The organism is Actinomadura sp. 7K534 (assembly GCF_004348575.1).
Taxonomy (GTDB): Bacteria; Actinomycetota; Actinomycetes; order Streptosporangiales; family Streptosporangiaceae; genus Spirillospora; species Spirillospora livida.
In genome coordinates, this window is sequence record NZ_SMKB01000159.1 from 1 (window position 1) to 16,854 (window position 16,854).

At 72.5% G+C, this 16,854-nt stretch carries 18 protein-coding genes; 15 read left to right on the forward strand and 3 right to left on the reverse strand.

Going from position 1 to position 16,854, the window contains the following annotated elements:
- Positions 1-76: 76 nt before the first annotated feature.
- A complete protein-coding gene (locus E1266_RS25750; protein WP_132051218.1) occupies positions 77-1,480 on the forward strand; it encodes an NAD-dependent malic enzyme in 1,404 nt (467 codons plus the stop codon).
- Between the two features lie 171 nt (positions 1,481-1,651).
- On the opposite strand, the gene E1266_RS25755 is transcribed toward E1266_RS25750, so the two are convergent.
- Positions 1,652-2,272 carry a hypothetical protein gene (locus tag E1266_RS25755; protein ID WP_132051220.1) on the reverse strand — a complete coding sequence of 207 codons (621 nt, stop codon included), beginning with the start codon at positions 2,270-2,272 and terminating at the stop codon, positions 1,652-1,654.
- A gap of 170 nt (positions 2,273-2,442) precedes the next feature.
- Here E1266_RS25755 and E1266_RS25760 point away from each other — a divergent pair, with 170 nt between their 5' ends.
- From E1266_RS25760 to E1266_RS25780, 5 genes are all read left to right on the forward strand, one after another.
- Positions 2,443-3,018, forward strand: a complete 576-nt coding sequence (locus tag E1266_RS25760) for a YqgE/AlgH family protein (protein WP_132051222.1) — start codon at positions 2,443-2,445, stop codon at positions 3,016-3,018.
- A gap of 9 nt (positions 3,019-3,027) precedes the next feature.
- The gene (locus tag E1266_RS25765) at positions 3,028-3,288 is read left to right on the forward strand and encodes a DUF3039 domain-containing protein (RefSeq protein ID WP_132051224.1); all 261 of its coding nucleotides are present in this window, start codon (positions 3,028-3,030) and stop codon (positions 3,286-3,288) included.
- A 403-nt stretch (positions 3,289-3,691) separates the two neighbouring features.
- On the forward strand, positions 3,692-4,516 hold the full coding sequence (locus E1266_RS25770; RefSeq protein ID WP_243718874.1) for a zinc metalloprotease: 825 nt from the start codon (positions 3,692-3,694) through the stop codon (positions 4,514-4,516).
- 36 nt (positions 4,517-4,552) lie between these two features.
- Positions 4,553-6,295 (forward strand): DEAD/DEAH box helicase, encoded by a 1,743-nt coding sequence (locus E1266_RS25775; RefSeq protein WP_132051248.1) that lies wholly within the window; start codon positions 4,553-4,555, stop codon positions 6,293-6,295.
- 140 nt (positions 6,296-6,435) lie between these two features.
- Complete coding sequence (locus E1266_RS25780; protein WP_132051228.1) at positions 6,436-7,698, forward strand: phospholipase D-like domain-containing protein; 1,263 nt, start codon at positions 6,436-6,438, stop codon at positions 7,696-7,698.
- Positions 7,699-7,719: 21 nt separating this feature from the next.
- Here the strand turns inward: E1266_RS25780 and E1266_RS25785 are convergent, their stop codons facing one another.
- Complete coding sequence (locus E1266_RS25785; protein ID WP_132051230.1) at positions 7,720-8,301, reverse strand: isochorismatase family protein; 582 nt, start codon at positions 8,299-8,301, stop codon at positions 7,720-7,722.
- Between the two features lie 75 nt (positions 8,302-8,376).
- A complete protein-coding gene (locus tag E1266_RS25790) occupies positions 8,377-9,729 on the reverse strand; it encodes a nicotinate phosphoribosyltransferase (RefSeq protein WP_132051232.1) in 1,353 nt (450 codons plus the stop codon).
- Between the two features lie 103 nt (positions 9,730-9,832).
- On the opposite strand from E1266_RS25790, the gene clpS reads away from it, so the two are divergent.
- The 9 genes from clpS (at position 9,833) to E1266_RS25835 (ending at position 16,645) form a co-directional block, all read left to right on the forward strand.
- A complete protein-coding gene (gene clpS / locus E1266_RS25795) occupies positions 9,833-10,129 on the forward strand; it encodes an ATP-dependent Clp protease adapter ClpS (protein ID WP_131979896.1) in 297 nt (98 codons plus the stop codon).
- A 48-nt stretch (positions 10,130-10,177) separates the two neighbouring features.
- Positions 10,178-10,705 (forward strand): DUF2017 domain-containing protein, encoded by a 528-nt coding sequence (locus E1266_RS25800; RefSeq protein WP_132051234.1) that lies wholly within the window; start codon positions 10,178-10,180, stop codon positions 10,703-10,705.
- Positions 10,706-10,921: 216 nt separating this feature from the next.
- Complete coding sequence (locus E1266_RS25805) at positions 10,922-11,833, forward strand: MEDS domain-containing protein (protein ID WP_132051236.1); 912 nt, start codon at positions 10,922-10,924, stop codon at positions 11,831-11,833.
- A gap of 18 nt (positions 11,834-11,851) precedes the next feature.
- On the forward strand, positions 11,852-12,703 hold the full coding sequence (locus E1266_RS25810; protein WP_132051238.1) for an MEDS domain-containing protein: 852 nt from the start codon (positions 11,852-11,854) through the stop codon (positions 12,701-12,703).
- Entirely contained in the window at positions 12,700-13,677 is a 978-nt protein-coding gene (locus E1266_RS25815) for an MEDS domain-containing protein (protein WP_243718876.1), read from the forward strand. The genes E1266_RS25810 and E1266_RS25815 overlap by 4 nt, the downstream gene beginning before the upstream one ends.
- 67 nt (positions 13,678-13,744) lie before the next feature.
- Positions 13,745-14,173 carry a M67 family metallopeptidase gene (locus tag E1266_RS25820; RefSeq protein WP_132051240.1) on the forward strand — a complete coding sequence of 143 codons (429 nt, stop codon included), beginning with the start codon at positions 13,745-13,747 and terminating at the stop codon, positions 14,171-14,173.
- Positions 14,174-14,460: 287 nt separating this feature from the next.
- Positions 14,461-14,733: a MoaD/ThiS family protein gene (locus E1266_RS25825; RefSeq protein WP_132051242.1), complete on the forward strand. Its 273-nt coding sequence runs from the start codon at positions 14,461-14,463 to the stop codon at positions 14,731-14,733.
- 15 nt (positions 14,734-14,748) lie between these two features.
- The gene (locus E1266_RS25830; RefSeq protein WP_132051244.1) at positions 14,749-15,696 is read left to right on the forward strand and encodes a cysteine synthase; all 948 of its coding nucleotides are present in this window, start codon (positions 14,749-14,751) and stop codon (positions 15,694-15,696) included.
- Between the two features lie 157 nt (positions 15,697-15,853).
- Positions 15,854-16,645, forward strand: a complete 792-nt coding sequence (locus E1266_RS25835; RefSeq protein WP_132051246.1) for a thioesterase family protein — start codon at positions 15,854-15,856, stop codon at positions 16,643-16,645.
- The last annotated feature ends 209 nt before the right edge of the window (positions 16,646-16,854 follow it).

Here is a 16,854-nt window from a genome sequence, read left to right on the forward strand (position 1 = left end):
GTCCCGGCCCGCCCGCCCCCGGACCGGAGCGACGCGCGCGGGACGTGGACAACCCGGAGCAGAGGGAGCATTTGCCGTGGCGAGCGTGCCGAGCGTGTCGTACTCCATCACCGTCCGGCTGGAGGTCCCGGCGGGCGGCAGGGCCGTCAGCCAGATCACCCACGTCGTCGAGAACGCCGGCGGCATCGTCACGGCCCTCGACGTCAACACCGCCGGCCACGAGACGCTGCGCATCGACGTCACGATCGCGACCCGGGACACCCAGCACGCCGAGGCGATAGCGGCCGCGCTGGAGCAGATCGAGTCCGTCAAGATCCACAAGGTCAGCGACCGGACGTTCCTGATGCACCTCGGCGGCAAGATAGAGATGCAGTCCAAGGTGCCGCTGCGCAACCGCGACGAGCTGTCGATGGCCTACACGCCGGGCGTCGCCCGCGTCTCCCTCGCCATCGCCCGCAACCCCGAGGACGTCCGCCGGCTGACGGTCAAGCGCAACAGCGTCGCCGTCGTCACCGACGGCTCCGCGGTGCTCGGCCTGGGCAACATCGGGCCCGAGGCGGCGCTGCCCGTGATGGAGGGCAAGGCCGCGCTGTTCAAGCGGTTCGCCGGGATCGACGCGTGGCCGATCTGCCTCGACACCCAGGACACCGACGAGATCGTCCGGACCGTCCAGATCCTCGCGCCCGCGTTCGGCGGCATCAACCTGGAGGACATCTCCGCGCCGCGCTGCTTCGAGGTCGAGGCCCGGCTGCGCGAGCTGCTCGACATCCCGGTCTTCCACGACGACCAGCACGGCACCGCGATCTGCGTGCTCGCCGCGCTGACGAACGCGCTGCGGGTCGTCGGCAAGGACATCGGCTCGGTCCGCATCACGATGGCGGGCGCGGGCGCCGCCGGCAACGCCATCCTGAAGCTGCTCATGCACGCGGGCGCCCGCGACCTCGTGGTCTGCGACTACCTCGGCGCCGTCCACAAGGGCCGCGAGGACATGGACGACTCGCTGTCCTGGATAGCCGACCACACCAACGCCGAGTGCTACGCGGGCGACCTGCGCGGCGCCGTCAAGGACGCGGACGTGTTCATCGGCGTCTCGGCCCCCGGCATCCTGACCGGCGACGACATCGCCACGATGAACGACGGCGCGATCGTGTTCGCGCTCGCCAACCCCGAGCCCGAGATCGACCCGGACGAGGCACGCGAGCACGCCGCGGTCGTCGCCACCGGCCGCAGCGACTACCCCAACCAGATCAACAACGTGCTGGCGTTCCCCGGCGTCTTCCGCGGCCTCCTGGACGCGCAGGCCGACATCGTCACCATGGACATGCTCGCCGCCGCCGCCAAGGCCCTCGCCGAGGTCGTCACGCCCGACGAACTGGGGCCCAACTACATCGTTCCCAGCGTCTTCCATCCCGACGTGAGCAACTTCGTCGCCGGCGCCGTCCGCGAAGCCGCCGGCGGCCGCCCCCGCACCGAAGCGTAGTCCTCCAGGGGGGCGACCCCCTGGAACCCCCGTTGCGCACGGCGCACCGTTTCTCGATCCGTTGGCGCGTCTCGTGAAACGGCGCCCCGTGCGGCGGTTCGTGCGGCCTGCGCTCGCTGCACTCGCTCCGGCCTCATGAACCGTGAGGCCGCTCCCTGGGCCAACACACGACTACTTCTTGGGGAAGACCTGTTCGCGGCGGCGGGGCCAGATTCCGCCGTACCAGAAGATGATGGCGCCGGTGAGGATGATGGCCGCGCCGGTCGCGCCGCGGGCCCAGAGGACCGTGTCGGGGCCGGTGTTGGGGAGTTCTTCCGGCGGGGTCTTGGTGGGTGCCGGGGCCGCGCCCGCCTTCTCGCAGTCGGCCTTGACGGTCGCGCTCCCGATCCGCTTGTTGGCCCAGTTGACGGTGACGCGGGTGGTGCGGTCCTCGCGGAGCTTGACGGCGACCGTGCGGGTCGAGTTCGCGGGGATCTCGCCGGGGATCGCGGCGGTGTCGTCGTTCTTCTCGACCCCGAAGTCCTCGGTGCGCTTGCCGGTGTTGCGGACGGTGACCTGCACCGTGCGGGCCGGGCAGGAGACCTGCGACCCGATCGAGGCGGTCACCGGAGCGGCGGGCGTCGCCGACGTCCCGGACGGGCTCGGCGACTCCGAGGGGCTCGGGCTGCCGGACGCGGTGGCCGAGGTGGACGCGCTCGACTCGCCCGACGTGCCGTTGATGAGGGCCGGGATCGCGATCAGCGCCCCGATGACGAAGAACACGGCGGCGATGACGACCCGCGGCAACTGCATCGCTGTCCTCCCCGGCCCGCCGGGCGTACGCCAAACGGGTGGCCGATGGTGCTAGATCATTCTTAACCTAGGACCTTGTGGTGCCGATATCCCCATCGATAGGAATGCGTAACAGGCTAACGAGTGGGGGAGCGTGCCGCCGGAGGTCCGCGCAACGCATCATGGAACCCATGGAAGACGGCATCAGGGTGGGACTCCTGCTGGTCGCGACCCCTCAGCTGGAGGATCCCAACTTTCGGCGGAGCGTCGTCCTGCTCGTCGAGCACGACGGCGACGGCGGCACGCTGGGAGTCGTCCTCAACCGGCCGACCGAGATCCCCGTCGACCGCGTGCTCCCGCCCTGGGCCGAGCTCGCCACGGGGCCCGCGGTGGTGTTCCAGGGCGGCCCGGTCGCGCTGGAGAACGCGCTGGCCCTGGCCCGGCTCCCCGGTGAGGACGAGCCGCTAGGGTGGCGGGCGCTGGACGGCGGAGCCGAGGTGGCCAGGGTGGGCCTGGTCGACCTGGAGGCTCCGCCCGGACTGCTGGCCGCCGAGCTGCTGCAGCTGCGGGTGTTCGCGGGCTACGCCGGATGGGCGGCCGGCCAGCTGCGCGCCGAGATCGAGGACGGCTCGTGGTACCTCGTGCCGGCCGAGGCCGGGGACGTCTTCGCCGCCGACCCGGACCGGCTCTGGCAGGAGGTGCTGCGCAGGCAGGGCGGCGACCTGGCGTTCGTCTCCACTTTTCCCGAGGACCCCACGCTGAACTAAGGTGAACACGTGAGTACGAAGATCCTTCCCGACGGCGACACCCAGAGCGATGTCCGGCCCGACCTATCGCACGGTGACGGCGACCACGAGCGGTTCGCCCACTACGTGAAGAAGGCCAAGATCACCGAGAGTGCGGTGACCGGGACGCCGGTGATCGCGCTGTGCGGCAAGGTCTGGGTGCCGAACCGGGATCCGAAGAAGTACCCCGTCTGCCCGGAGTGCAAGGAGATCTACGAGTCCATGAAGCCGGGCGGCGAGGGCAAGGAGTGACCACTTCTCTTCCGGTCGCGGTTGAGAAGCGTTAGCCACCGGCCGCCGGGAGGCGGCCGACGGCGCGCCGTCCGCTTCGGCGTGCGCGCAGGGTCCCGCGGTGAGCGGTGCCTCGCCGGGTTCTCCCCGGTGGGGCGCTGACCGCGGGACTTCCATTACGCAAATACGGGTTCTCGTACATTCGGGGGGATGTATGCGGCGGTTGGCCGGGGTTTCGCTGTGCGCACTGATGGTTACGGTGTGTTCGCTTTCTGTTCCGGTGAGTGACCGGGCGCGGGTGCGGGCGGCGCCGGTGGCGGAGCCGGACGACGGGTGCGGCCCGGATTCCGGCGCCCGGGAGACGTCGCATCGGGGTCCGCATCCTCGCGACCATGCCCACCTAGGGCACGAGGAGGTCGTCGCCATGCTCGCCGATCTCCGCCGGACGCTCGCCGACCGCTACGGCACCTCCGACGAACGGCAGCTCGACTCCACGCTGCGCAGGGCGGGCCGCCTCGTCGTCCCCGTGCGCTTCCACGTCATCCACAACGGGCGCAGGGGGTGGCTGTCGAACAAAGACGTCCGCCGGCAGATCTCCACGCTGAACGCCGCGTACGGGGGAGCGAAGGGCGGGGTGGACACCCACGTCCGGTTCCGTCTGGTCGGCCACGGCCACACCGACAGCGCGGCGTGGTTCTACAGCCCGCGGTTGTACGAGAGCTCGATGAAGAGGCGGCTGCGCAAGGGTGGACGCAACACGCTCAACGTCTATACCGCCGCGGTGGGCACGGACGTCCTGGGCTTCTCCACGTTCCCCCAGTGGTACCGGAGGAAGCCGCACATGGACGGCGTCGTCATCGACTACCGCAGCCTGCCGGGCGGATCGTTCCGCCACTACGACCGCGGGTACACGGCGGTCCACGAGATCGGGCACTGGCTCGGCCTCTTCCACACGTTCGAGAACGGGTGCCGCACGCCCGGCGACGGCATCGCCGACACCCCGTACGAGGCGCGGCCGGCGGAAGGGTGTCCTTACTCCCGGGACACCTGCCGGCAGCGGGGCCGTGACCCGATCCACAACTTCATGGACTACGCCCACGACTCCTGCATGAGGGAGTTCACCGCAGGTCAGGGGCGCCGCATCCGGGCGGCGTGGGCCGCCTACCGCACCACGCGGCGCGGCGCCCGGAGTGTGGATCTCGGCACAGGACCGGCGGCCGGAGCACTATCTGTCGGTGCGCCTCGGTAGCCTTCAATGACCGTGAGCACCTTCGCCGCATCGAGCATGCCTCCCGCCTTCCCCGAGCGGGCCGCCTGGGGGACGGCGTCGTCCCTGCGCGCCTGGCAGCAGCAGGCGCTGGAGGCTTACTTCGGGACGGACGGCACGAAGCCGGGACCGCGCGACTTCCTCACCGTCGCGACGCCCGGCGCGGGGAAGACGACGTTCGCGCTCCGCCTCGCCCGCGAGCTGATGGAGCGCCGCGTCGTCTCCGCGATCACGGTCGTGTGCCCCACCGAGCACCTCAAGCGGCAGTGGGCCGAGTCGGCGTCCCGCGTCGGCATCAGGATCGACCCGGAGTACCAGAACGGGCAGGGGCCGGTCGGCAAGGACTTCCACGGCGTCGCCGTCACCTACGCGACCGTCGCGGCGCGCCCCGCGCTGCACCGCAACCGCACCGAGTCGCGCAAGTCGCTGGTCATCTTCGACGAGGTCCACCACGCGGGCGACGGGCTCTCCTGGGGCGACGCCGTCCGGGAGGCGTTCGAGCCCGCCGCGCGGCGCCTCGCGCTGTCCGGCACGCCGTTCCGCACCGACGTCAACCCGATCCCGTTCGTCCAGTACGAGGAGGGGCCGGACGGCGTCCGGCGCAGCCGCGCCGACTACACCTACGGCTACGGCCCGGCCCTCGCCGACGGCGTCGTCCGCCCGGTGATCTTCCTCGCGTACGCGGGGGAGATGCGCTGGCGCACCCGGGCCGGCGACGAGATCACCGCGACGCTCGGCGAGCCGCTCACCCAGGACCAGACCGCCCAGGCGTGGCGCGCCGCCCTCGACCCCAAGGGCGACTGGATCCGGCAGGTCCTCGGCGCGGCCGACCGCCGGCTCACCGAGCTGCGCCGCGCCATCCCGGACGCGGGCGGCCTGGTCATCGCCACCGACCACGAGACCGCCCGCGCCTACGCGAAGATGCTCCGCGCCGTCACCGGGCAGGGCGCCACGGTCGTGCTGTCGGACGACCCGACCGCGTCGAAGAAGATCAAGCAGTTCGGGGAGACCGACGACCGGTGGATGGTCGCGGTCCGGATGGTCTCCGAGGGCGTCGACATCCCGCGCCTCGCCGTCGGCGTGTACGCCACGTCCACCAGCACGCCGCTGTTCTTCGCGCAGGCCATCGGCCGTTTCGTCCGCGCCCGCAGGCGCGGCGAGACGGCCTCGGTCTTCCTGCCGTCGGTGCCGACGCTGATGGGGCACGCCGCCGAGATGGAGACCGAGCGCGACCACGTCCTCGACCGGCCCGTCCGGGAGGACGGCCTGGACGACGAGCTGCTCGCCGAGGCCAACCGCAGGCAGGACACCTCCGACGTCGGCGAGGAGCTGCCGTTCGAGACGGTCGAGGCGTCCGCGACGTTCGACCGCGTCCTCTACGACGGCGGCGAGTTCGGCATGCACGCCGAGCCGGGCTCCGCCGAGGAGGAGGAGTACCTCGGCATCCCCGGCCTGCTGGAGCCCGAGCAGGTGTCGGCGCTGCTGCGCAAGCGGCAGGCCGACCAGATCGCCGGGGAGCGCAGGCGCAAGACCGGCGACCCGCGCGCCGACCGCACCGCCGCCGAGGACATCGCCGCCCTGCGCCGCGAGCTGAACGGCCTCGTCGGAGCCTGGAACCACCGCACCGGCAAGCCGCACGGCGTCATCCACACCGAGCTCCGCGCCGCGTGCGGCGGCCCCGCCATCGCGCAGGCCACCGCCGAGGACGTCAAGAAGCGCATCGCCAAGATCCGCGAATGGGCCGCCAAGCGCCGCCACTGACGTCCCCGGGATGAGCCGGGGACTCGCACCGGCTCGGCGAGCGCCGCAACGCAGCTCACAGCGGTGAACTGCGTATAGCACGAAAAAGCGGCCATAAGGTGACTCTGCCCCTTTCGATCAGGGCGCCGAGGAGAGCCGCGATGACCGACCAAGCCAGCCCCCCAGACGACCTGCCCGCGGACCGGACGGAGCACCCGCCGGGTGCTCAGGCGACGGCGTCCGTCCCGAGGCAGCGGAAGCCGCAGAACGGCGACGAGCGCGACCGCATCCGGCGGCGGCTGGAGCGGCTGCTCGGGATCGCGGCGACCGAGGGCAACACGGTCGCCCCGCTGCGCAACGGCGACGAGATCTTCCCGGCGATGCTGGATTCGATCCGAGCCGCGCGGAACACGATCGACATGATGACCTACGTCTACTGGCGCGGGGACATCGCCACCGGCTTCGCCGAGGCACTGGCCGACCGGGCCCGCGCCGGAGTGCGCGTCCGCCTGCTGCTGGACGGGGTCGGGAGCCTGAAGATCGAGAAGGACCTGGTGGAGCGGATGGAGGAGGCCGGCGTGATCGTGGCCTGGTTCCGCAAGCCCCACCAGCTGTCACCGTTCAAGCAGAACCACCGCTGCCACCGCAAGGTCCTCGTCGTCGACGAGGAGGTCGCCTACACCGGCGGAGTCGGCATCGCCGAGGAGTGGTGCGGCGACGCCCGCGACTCCGGCGAGTGGCGGGACACCCACTTCCAGATCCGCGGGCCGTCGGTCGACGGCGTGGCCGCCGCGTTCGCGCAGAGCTGGGCCGAATGCCACGAGGACCTGATCGACGAGCGCGACCGCTTCACCCCGCAGCCCCCGGTCGGGGACGCGGTCATCCAGGTCGTCCGGGGCTCGGCGAGCCTGGGCTGGCAGGACATGCAGACCCTCGTCCGCATCGTCCTGGAGTCGGCGCAGCACCGCATCCGGCTGGCGTCCGCCTACTTCGCCCCCGATGCCTACTTCACGGAGCTGATGTGCGCGACGGCGAGGCGCGGCGTCCAGATCGAGCTGCTGCTGCCCGGCCCGAACGCCGACAAGCGCGTCAGCCGGCTCGCCGCCCAGCGGCACTACGAGACGCTCCTGGAGTGCGGCGTCCGCATCTTCCAGTACCAGCCCACGATGCTGCACACCAAGATCGTCCTGATGGACGACACGGTCGCGCTCGTCGGCTCCACAAACTTCAACCGCCGGTCCCTCGACCACGACGAAGAGGTCATGCTGGCGGTCATCGACGAAGACCTCACCGCGACCCTGCACGCCCACTTCGAGGAGGACCTGGCCCGCAGCGAGCAGGTCGACCACGCCCGCTGGGCGCGCCGCTCCGCGAGGCAGCGCGCCAAGGAGGCGGCGATCACCCCGCTCCGCCGCTTCCTGTGATCCTGTGAGGGCTGCCCGTGGTCAGGTGGTCACGACAGGGGCGCCGTTGAGGGCGACCCCCTCCTGCGCCATCTCCTCCAGTGCCTTGTCGACGGTGGGCTTGGCGACACCGGCGGTGAGGTCGAGGAGGACGGTGGTGCGCAGGCCCGCGCGGGAGGCGTCCACGGCTGTGGCGCGGACGCAGTGGTCGGTGGCGATGCCGACGATGTCCACCTCGTCGACGCCGCGGCCGGCGAGCCAGTCGGCGAGCGGCTGCTCGTCGTCGGAGGCCCCCTCGAAGCCGCTGTAGGCGGCTTCCTCGCGGCCCTTGCTGAACACCGCCTCGATGGGGGCGAGCGCGAGGTTGGGGTGGAAGTCGGCGCCCGGGGTGCCGATCACGCAGTGCGCCGGCCACGAGTCGACGAAGTCGGGCTCCTCGGAGAAGTGGTCGCCCGGGTCGAGGTGGAAGTCGCGGGTCGCCACGATATGGGCGTAGCCCGACCGGTTCTCGGACACGTGCCGGGAGATCCGGGCCGCCACGTCGGCACCGCCGCCGACGCCGAGCGAGCCGCCCTCGCAGAAGTCGTTCTGCACGTCCACGATGATCAGAGCCTTCTTGCCCATGAGCGCTCCCTGTTCAGGTCTCTCCTCCGGACTTGCCCAGACACTAGGGACGCTATCCCAGAATGCGGGACCGCCTCAGGGGCGAGTGCCGTCGCCGACGAACTCGGTCGGGACGGCGGGCTCGCCGCGCGAGAGGCGCACCGCCGACGCCGGCAGTTCCGCGACCGCGCGGGCGTGGCGCTCCCTGCTCGCGGTGAGCGGTTCGCGTCCGACGACCTCGCCGTCCCGCACCAGCGTGACGTGGAGGACGCGGTCGCGGGGACCCGGGGCGGCCTCGCCCAGGAAGATGGTCTCGGCGTGCGCGACGCCGTGCCCGTCGAGGCGGCGGACGGCCGCCTTGCGCCCGCCGCGGCTCGGCTTGCCGGGGGAGCGCTTCGCCACCGGGCGGACGGGGGCGTCCTCGCCGGGGCCGTCCGCCCGCGCGACGAGCTTGTAGACGAGCGACGTCGTCGGGGCGCCCGAGCCGGTCACGAGGGACGTCCCCACGCCGTAGCCGTCCACGGGCGCCGCGGCGAGGGCCGCGATGCCGTACTCGTCCAGGTCGCCGGTCACCACGATGCGGGTCCCGGCCGCGCCCAGCGAGTCGAGCTGCTCCCGGACGCGGCGCGCCAGCACGCCGAGGTCGCCGCTGTCGAGCCGCACGCCGCCGAGCGCGGGCCCGGCCAGTTCCAGGCCGGCGCGGACGGCCCGCTCGACGTCGTAGGTGTCGACGAGCAGCGTCGTGTCCGCCCCGAGCGAGGCGAGCTGCGCCTCGAACGCGTGCCGCTCGCTGTCGTGCAGGAGGGTGAACGAGTGGGCGCTCGTCCCGGCGGTCGGCACGCCGTAGCGGCGGCCCGCCTCCAGGTTGGACGTGGTGGCGAACCCCGCGATGTAGGCGGCGCGGGCGGCGGCCACGGCGGCGCGCTCGTGGGTGCGCCGCGACCCCATCTCGATGAGGGGCCTGTCTTGGGCCGCCTGGACCATCCGGGACGCCGCGGACGCGATCGCGCAGTCGTGGTTGAGGATCGACAGGGCGAGGGTCTCCAGGAGGACGGCCTCCCCGAACGTCCCTTCGACCACCAGGATCGGCGATTCCGGGAAGAAGCAGTCGCCCTCGGCGTAACCGTAGACGTTCCCGGTGAAGCGGTACTTCTCCAGCCACTGCAGCGTGGGCTCGTCCACGATCTCGTTCGCGGCCAGGAACTCCAGTTGCGCGGGCTCGAAGCGGAACGCCTCGATCGCGTCCAGCAGCCGCCCCGTCCCCGCGACGACCCCGTACCGGCGGCCCGCGGGCAGGCTCCGCGCGAACACCTCGAAGACCGCGCGCCGGTCGGCCGTCCCGCTGCTGAGCGCGGCCTGCAGCATGGTCAGCTCGTACTGGTCGGTCAGCAGCGCGGTGCCGTCACCATGGTCCACATCTGGAACCCTAAGCCTTGCCGCGTGCACCATGGAGGTCCGGACCGTCGCACCGGACGGGGCGGCGGCGCATAGCATCGGGTGCGATGGGCGGACGGACTTCACGCGGAGAGGGGGAGACGCGGACATGAGCGCCATGAGCACGGCGCCCGCACCCGTCGAACTGGAGCGGCCGGACGTCGAGGAGGACGTCAGCGCGGACCGGCCCTGGCTGGCGATCGTCTGGAACGACCCGATCAACCTGATGTCGTACGTCACGTACGTGTTCCAGGCCGTTTTCGGCTACCCGAAGACCAAGGCCGAGAAGCTGATGCTCGACGTGCACCACAAGGGGCGCGCCGTCGTGGCCAACGGCACCCGCGAGGAGATGGAGCGGGACGTGGAGATCCTGCACTCCTACGGCCTGTGGGCCACCGTGAAGCGGGACGACTAGTGCCGAGGGGCGGAGCGATCCGATGAGCCGTCCGGAGCGGAGCGACCCGTGAGCCATGTGAAGAGGACCCGCCAGGGCATCAGGGTGCGCCTTGAGGCCGAGGAGGCCGCGCTCGTGCGCGCCCTGATGGAGCAGCTGCTCGCGCTGCTCGGCGACGCGCCCGCTGCGGACGACGAGTTGGCGTCCATCGGCATCGCCGACAACGCCACCAAATCGGACGACCCGGTGCTGGCCCGGCTGTTCCCCGACGCGTACCAGGACGACGGCGAGGCGGCGGGCGAGTTCCGCCGCTACACCGAGATGGGGCTGCGCGACGGCAAGCGCGAGGCCGCCGAGACGGTGCTGAACTCGCTGGGCGAGCCGGGCGACGACGTGATGCTGGACGAGAAGCAGGCGCAGGTGTGGCTGCGGGCGCTGAACGACGTCCGGCTGGCTCTCGGCACCCGGCTCGACATCACCGAGGAGTGGTACGAGGAGACGGAGGGCATGGACCCTCGCGACCCGCGAGCGCCCATGTTCGCGGCCTACGACTGGCTCACGATGCTGCAGGAGAGCCTGGTCCGCGCCCTCTGGTGAAGAGTTCCTCGACCATCCCGCGCCGATTCCCTTCGCACACCGGGTCGGCGGCGGCTCCGTCGCCTCCGGTTGACACGTGACCGCCTCCCGCGTCCACACCTGGTCATAAGGGGCATTACCGATTGTCGGGACGGTGGTGCGGAGGGTCGTTAACGTTGCCTCCAGGGGGCGTTCACGGTCCGCCCGCGGCGGGCCGAAGACCATTCGGAGGCCGTCATGCCCGTAGCGGGCACCCACCCCAAGCCGGTCGGCGCGATGGAACTGGGCGACCACCTCGCCCTCGTCTTCGACGACGACGGGGAACGCCGGTCGATCATGGCCGCCTACGCGCGCGACGGAGTCCGCGCCGGCGAGAAGGTCATCTACATCTCCGACGGCGTGCCCGCGGCGGACGTGCTCGCCTGGCTGCTCGCCGCCGACGCGGGCCCCGGCCAGGACCCGGGCGGCGGCGGCATCGACCTCGCCGCCGCGATGGAGGCCGGGCACTTCGTCGTCCGGACCGCCGAGGAGACGTTCCTCGCGAGCGGCCGGTTCGACCCGCAGGAGAGCCTCCAGCTGATGGCGACGGAGATCGACCTCGCGCTCGTGCAGGGCTACCGGGGCGTGCGGATCGCCGGCGAGGCGCGCTTCTCGCTGCGCCGCTGGCCGGGCACCGACCAGCACGGCGACTTCGAGCGGATGCTGGACGAGGTCTTCATGACCACCGACCTGAAGGCGATGGCGATCTGCCAGTTCGACCGCCGCTGGTTCGACGACGTGCGGCTCGCGGCGGTGGACGCCAGCCACATGGGCCGCGTCCGCGTCAACGACTACTACGACGACGGCTCGCTGCGCATCACGCCCATCTTCAGCCCGCCCGGCGCCGCGCTGGCCGGGACCATCGACCGGTCGAACCTCTCCGCCGCCGCGGACGTGCTGGAGTCGATCACGACCCGGGCGGGCCTGCTGTGCCTCGACCTCGGCGGCGTGACGGACTGCGACGCGGACGGGCTGCGCCTGCTGGCCGGGGCCGGCGGCCGGGGGCACGGGGGGCTGCTGCTGCGCGGCGTGCCGCCCGCGCTCCACGACCGGCTGCGCGAGGAGGGCCTGGACGACGCCCCCGGCATCTCCGTCGAGTACCGCGCCTGATGCGGATGAGGAGGCCGCATGGTCACCGAGAAGACCCGTCCCCGGTCCGGCGAGCCCGCCACCCCGGTCGGTGATATGCGGCCCGGGGACCACCTGTGCCTCCCCTATGTCAACGCCGAGGAGCGGCATGCCGTCCTGACGGCGTTCCTCAACGACGGCCTGCGCGCCGGGGACGCCCTGGTCTACCTCGTGGACGGCGAGCCGGCCGGCGCCGCCGGGCGCCTGCGGCACGGCTTCGGGGCGGCGCTCGACGACGGGCGGCTGACCGTGCTGCCCACCGCCGGCGCCGACCTCGACACCGTGCTGGAGTCGGCGCTGGCGCTCGGCCACCCGGGGGTGCGCATCGCGGGGGAGGCGTGCCCGTCGCTGCGCGGCTGGCCCGGGACCGAGCGCTTCGCGGCGTTCGAGGACGCCGTCCACCGGGCCGTCGCCCGGCCGGGCAGCCCGGCGATGGCGCTGTGCCAGTTCGACCGCCGGTGGTTCGCGGCCGAGCACCTGCGCGAGGTGGAGCGCCACCACGGCGGGCGGGCCGGCGCCGACGCGGTCTTCGACGACGGGGTGCTGACGATCGTCCCGCTGTTCGCGCCGCCCGGCCTGCGGCTGTCCGGCGCGATCGACGAGTCGACGCTGCCGGGCCTGGTCGAGGCGCTGCGCGACGCCGGCGACGGCTCCGCGCACCTGTGCCTCGACCTCTCCCGGCTCGAGTTCTGCGACCTGGACGGGCTGCGCACCCTGATCCGCGCGAACGAGCTGAGCACCGTCCTCGACCGGCAGGTGATCCTGCGGTCCATGCCCGGCTGTATGGAGCTGATGATGCGCGTCTGCGGCTGGGACACCGCGCCCGGCATCGTCGCGGAGGCGACCGCGTGAACGGGCCAGGGCCGACGGGCCCCGCCGTGGACGCGCAGGGCGCGCAGGACGTCCTCGTGCACCAGGCGCTCATGTACGGGTCGCGGCACGAGTACCTGCTGACCGCCGTGCCGTACCTGCGCGCCGGGCGCCGGGCCGGCGACGCGGTCGTCGTGCTGGTCGAGCCGCCGGTGGCGGCGGCGCTGCGCGGGCAGCTCGGCCGCGAGACCGCCGCGGAGATCGAGTTCCTGGACGCGGCGGAGTGGTCCCGGGGCCCGATGCACGCGCTGGCGTCCTGCCACGACCGGGCCCGCGCCGACTGGTGGCCGCGCGGGCGGCTGCGGCTGCTGGCCGAGCCGGTCCGGCGCGGCCGGACGCCGCTGGAGACCCGCGAGTGGACGCGGCACGACGCGCTGCTGAACGTCGTGTTCGCCGGCACCCCGACCATGATCATGTGCGCGTACGACACGGCGGCGCTGCCCGGCGACGTGCTGGACGCCGCGGCCCGCACCCACCCGGAGCTGGCCGGGCCGGACGGGCCCGCCGCCGCCGCGCGGTACACCGCCCCCGCGGAGTTCTGCGCCGAGTGCGACGCGGGCCCGCTGCCGCCACCCCCGGCGGTGGCCGCCCACAGGTCGTTCGCGACGGGCGGGCTGCCGGGGCTGCGGACCTTCCTGTTCACCGAGGCCGCGCGGCTCGGGCTGCCGGAGGACCGGACGCTCCCGTTCGTGCTCGCGGTCAACGAGGTCGCCACCGGCATCATCCGGGACGGCGGCGGCCGCGGCTCCCTGTGGGTGTGGGCGGAGGACGGTGAGCTGATCTGCGACGTCGCCGACCCGGCGCGCGTCCTGGCCGACCGGTTCCTCGGCTACGAGCCGCCGGGCGCCAAGGGGCACGACGCCGCGATGTGGGCCGTCCGGCGGCTGTGCCACATTGTGGAGACCCGCTCGGGCCGGCAGGGCACGCAGGTCCGCATGCGCGTCCGGATCGGCTGAGCGGTGCCCCGCCGTGGACGGCGGGGCACGGCCGGAGGGGGCGGGCGCCGCCGGGTAGCCTGCGGGCATGCTGACGATCGAACGTGCCATAGTCGACAAGATCATCGCGCACGCGCGCGCCGACCACCCCGACGAGGCATGCGGCATCGTGGCCGGACCCGAGGGTTCGGACCGGCCGGCCCGGTTCGTCCCGATGACCAACGCCGAGCGGTCCCCGACCTACCACAGCTTCGACAACGACGAGTGGTTCCGGGTGGCGAACGAGATGTTCGACAACGACGAGGAGATGATCGTCCACTACCACTCGCACACCTCGACCGAGGCGTACCCGTCGCGGACCGACCTCGACTACCTGCGGTCGTCGCTGGCCGACCCGCGGGTGCACCGGGTGATCGTGTCGACCCGGGCGCCGGACGAGGTGGAGTTCCGCTCGTACCTGCTGGTGGACGGCGAGCCGGTCGAGGAAGAGGTCGAGATCGTCGAGTCGTACGGCTGACCGCGGCGGGCGGCGGCGGACGGCCGAAGGCGGCGGGGCGGCCCCGGAGGACGGCCGGTAAACTGGCGGTCATGTGGACGAGCGGTCACCGGACGGGCGCTGTGCGCCGCCGCGCCGGTTCCTCCGCGGTGCCACCCGTGCAGAGCTTCCTGTTCGGGCACTCGCGCGCCGAGGTCGTCTACGACTGTCGCTGACGCGCTGATCATGCCTGGAATCTTCCCGCTTCCCGCCCGGTTGTGACGCAGAGGGCGGGAAGCCCCCGTACGACGTAGAAGGAGATCACCGCGATGGCGATCGAGGTCCGCATCCCGACGATCCTGCGCAACCTCACCGATGGGGCCAAGTCCGTCGAGGGCAAGGGCGCCACACTGGACGAGCTGTTCACCGACCTGGACGCGCGCCACGCCGGCCTGCGCGACCGGCTGGTGGACGACAAGGGCCTGCGCAGGTTCGTCAACGTCTACCTCAACGACGAGGACGTCCGCTTCCTCGGCGGGCTGGAGACGCAGGTCGCCGACGGCGACAGCGTCACCATCCTCCCCGCCGTCGCCGGCGGCTGAGCCGGGCCGCGGCACATGCGATTCGACTCGCTGCTGGACTCGCTCGGCCGCACGCCGCTGGTCGGCCTGCCGCGGCTGTCGCCGAGCGACGACGTCCGGCTCTGGGCCAAGCTCGAGGACCGCAATCCCACCGGCTCGGTGAAGGACCGCCCCGCCTTCTACATGATCCAGAAGGCGGAGAAGGAGGGGCTGCTGACGCCGGGTTGCACGATCCTGGAGCCGACGTCCGGCAACACCGGCATCTCGCTGGCCATGGTCGCCAAGCTGCGCGGCTACGAGATGGTGTGCGTGATGCCGGAGAACACCTCCGACGAGCGCCGCCAGCTGCTGGAGATGTGGGGCGCGCGGATCATCTACTCCCCGGCGGCGGGCGGCTCGAACGAGGCGGTCCGGGTGGCGAAGGGCCTGGCGGAGGAGAACCCCGAGTGGGTGATGCTCTACCAGTACGGCAACGAGGCCAACGCCCTCGCGCACTACGAGACGACGGGCCCGGAGATCCTTGAGGACCTCCCCACGGTCACGCACTTCGTCGCCGGGCTGGGCACCACGGGCACGCTGATGGGCGTCGGCCGGTACCTGCGGGAGCAGGTGCCGGACGTGAAGATCGTCGCGGCCGAGCCCCGGTACGGCGACCTGGTGTACGGGCTGCGCAACATCGACGAGGGCTTCATCCCGGAGCTGTACGACGAGTCGGTGCTGACGACGCGGTTCTCGGTCACGTCCGGGGACGCGCTGCGCCGCACCCGCGAGCTGCTGGAGCAGGAGGGGATCTTCGCGGGCATCTCGACCGGCGGGGCGCTGCACGCGGCGATCGGGATGGCGAAGAAGGCGGTCAAGGCGGGCGAGCGGGCCGACATCGCCTTCGTGATCGCCGACGGCGGCTGGAAGTACCTGTCGACCGGCGCGTACGGCGGGACCCTGGAGGAGGCGGAAGCCCGCCTCGAAGGCCAGCTCTGGGCCTGAGCCCCGTCCCGTTCCCGGCCGCCGCGCCGGCGCGGGCGGCGTCCTGACCACGGTCGCGGTCCGGCCGGCACGGTAGAGTTCCCTATCGAATGTGATTCTAGAACCGTGTCGGACGGGTGACGGCGCCCGCCGCGCGGCCGGACGCGGGAGAGTGCGGATGAGCGGGTTCGGCGACGCGACCGCCGTGAAGCAGGTCGGCGAGGGCCGGTACGAGATCGTCCTCGACGACGGCTACGCCATCGGCGAGGCGCTGAACGGCGGCTACCTCATGGCCGTGATGGCCCGCGCCGCCGTCGACGCCTCCCCGCACGCCCACCCGATCTCCACCGCGGCGAACTTCCACCGGGTCACCAAGGCCGGGCCCGCCGAGGTCGTCGTGGACTCCCGCAAGGCGGGCCGCACCGCCGCGGCGTCGCTGGTCAGCCTCGTCCAGGACGGCCGCGCCGTCGTTGACGCCCTCATCACCACCGGCACCCTCGACGCCGCCGCAGAGCCAGACTGGGCCGGTGAGGGGCCCCCGGCGATGCCGCCGCTGGAGGAGTGCACCGACTTCCGCCCGCCGTCGGGCGGGGGGTTCGCCGACCAGGTCGACATGCGCTTCGACCGGTCCACGATGGGCTGGCTGGACGGGCGGCCGAGCGGGCGCCCCGAGGTCCGCGGCTGGTTCCGGCACCACGGCGACGAGCCGCTCGACGCCTACTCGCTCGCCCTCGCCGTGGACGCGCTGCCGCCCGTCGTCCTGAACCTCGACGCGCAGGGCTGGGCGCCGACCGTCGAGCTGACCTGGCACATGCGCGCCGTGCCCGCGCAGGGCTGGCTGGCCGTGCACGGCACCGGCCGGCTCCTCGCCGACGGCTGGTTCGACGAGGAGGTCGAGGTCTGGGACTCCGCGGACCGGCTCGTCGCGCAGAGCCGGCAGATCGCCCGGGTGCCGCGCACCCGCGGCTGAGGCGATCCCCGGTCCGGTTCCCCGGCGGTTTCCCCGGCGTTTCGTCCCCCATCGGATCCCGACGGCGGCCGCATGGCCTGAACTGGACGGTTTTCCGGCTTGTGACGGTGTGATGTCCAACGCATGACGCACCTGAGCGGGGCCTTCTCGCTTAGCCTTGTGCACCATGTCAGAGGCATCCTGGGGGGCGGCGTCCCGGGGGCGGGACG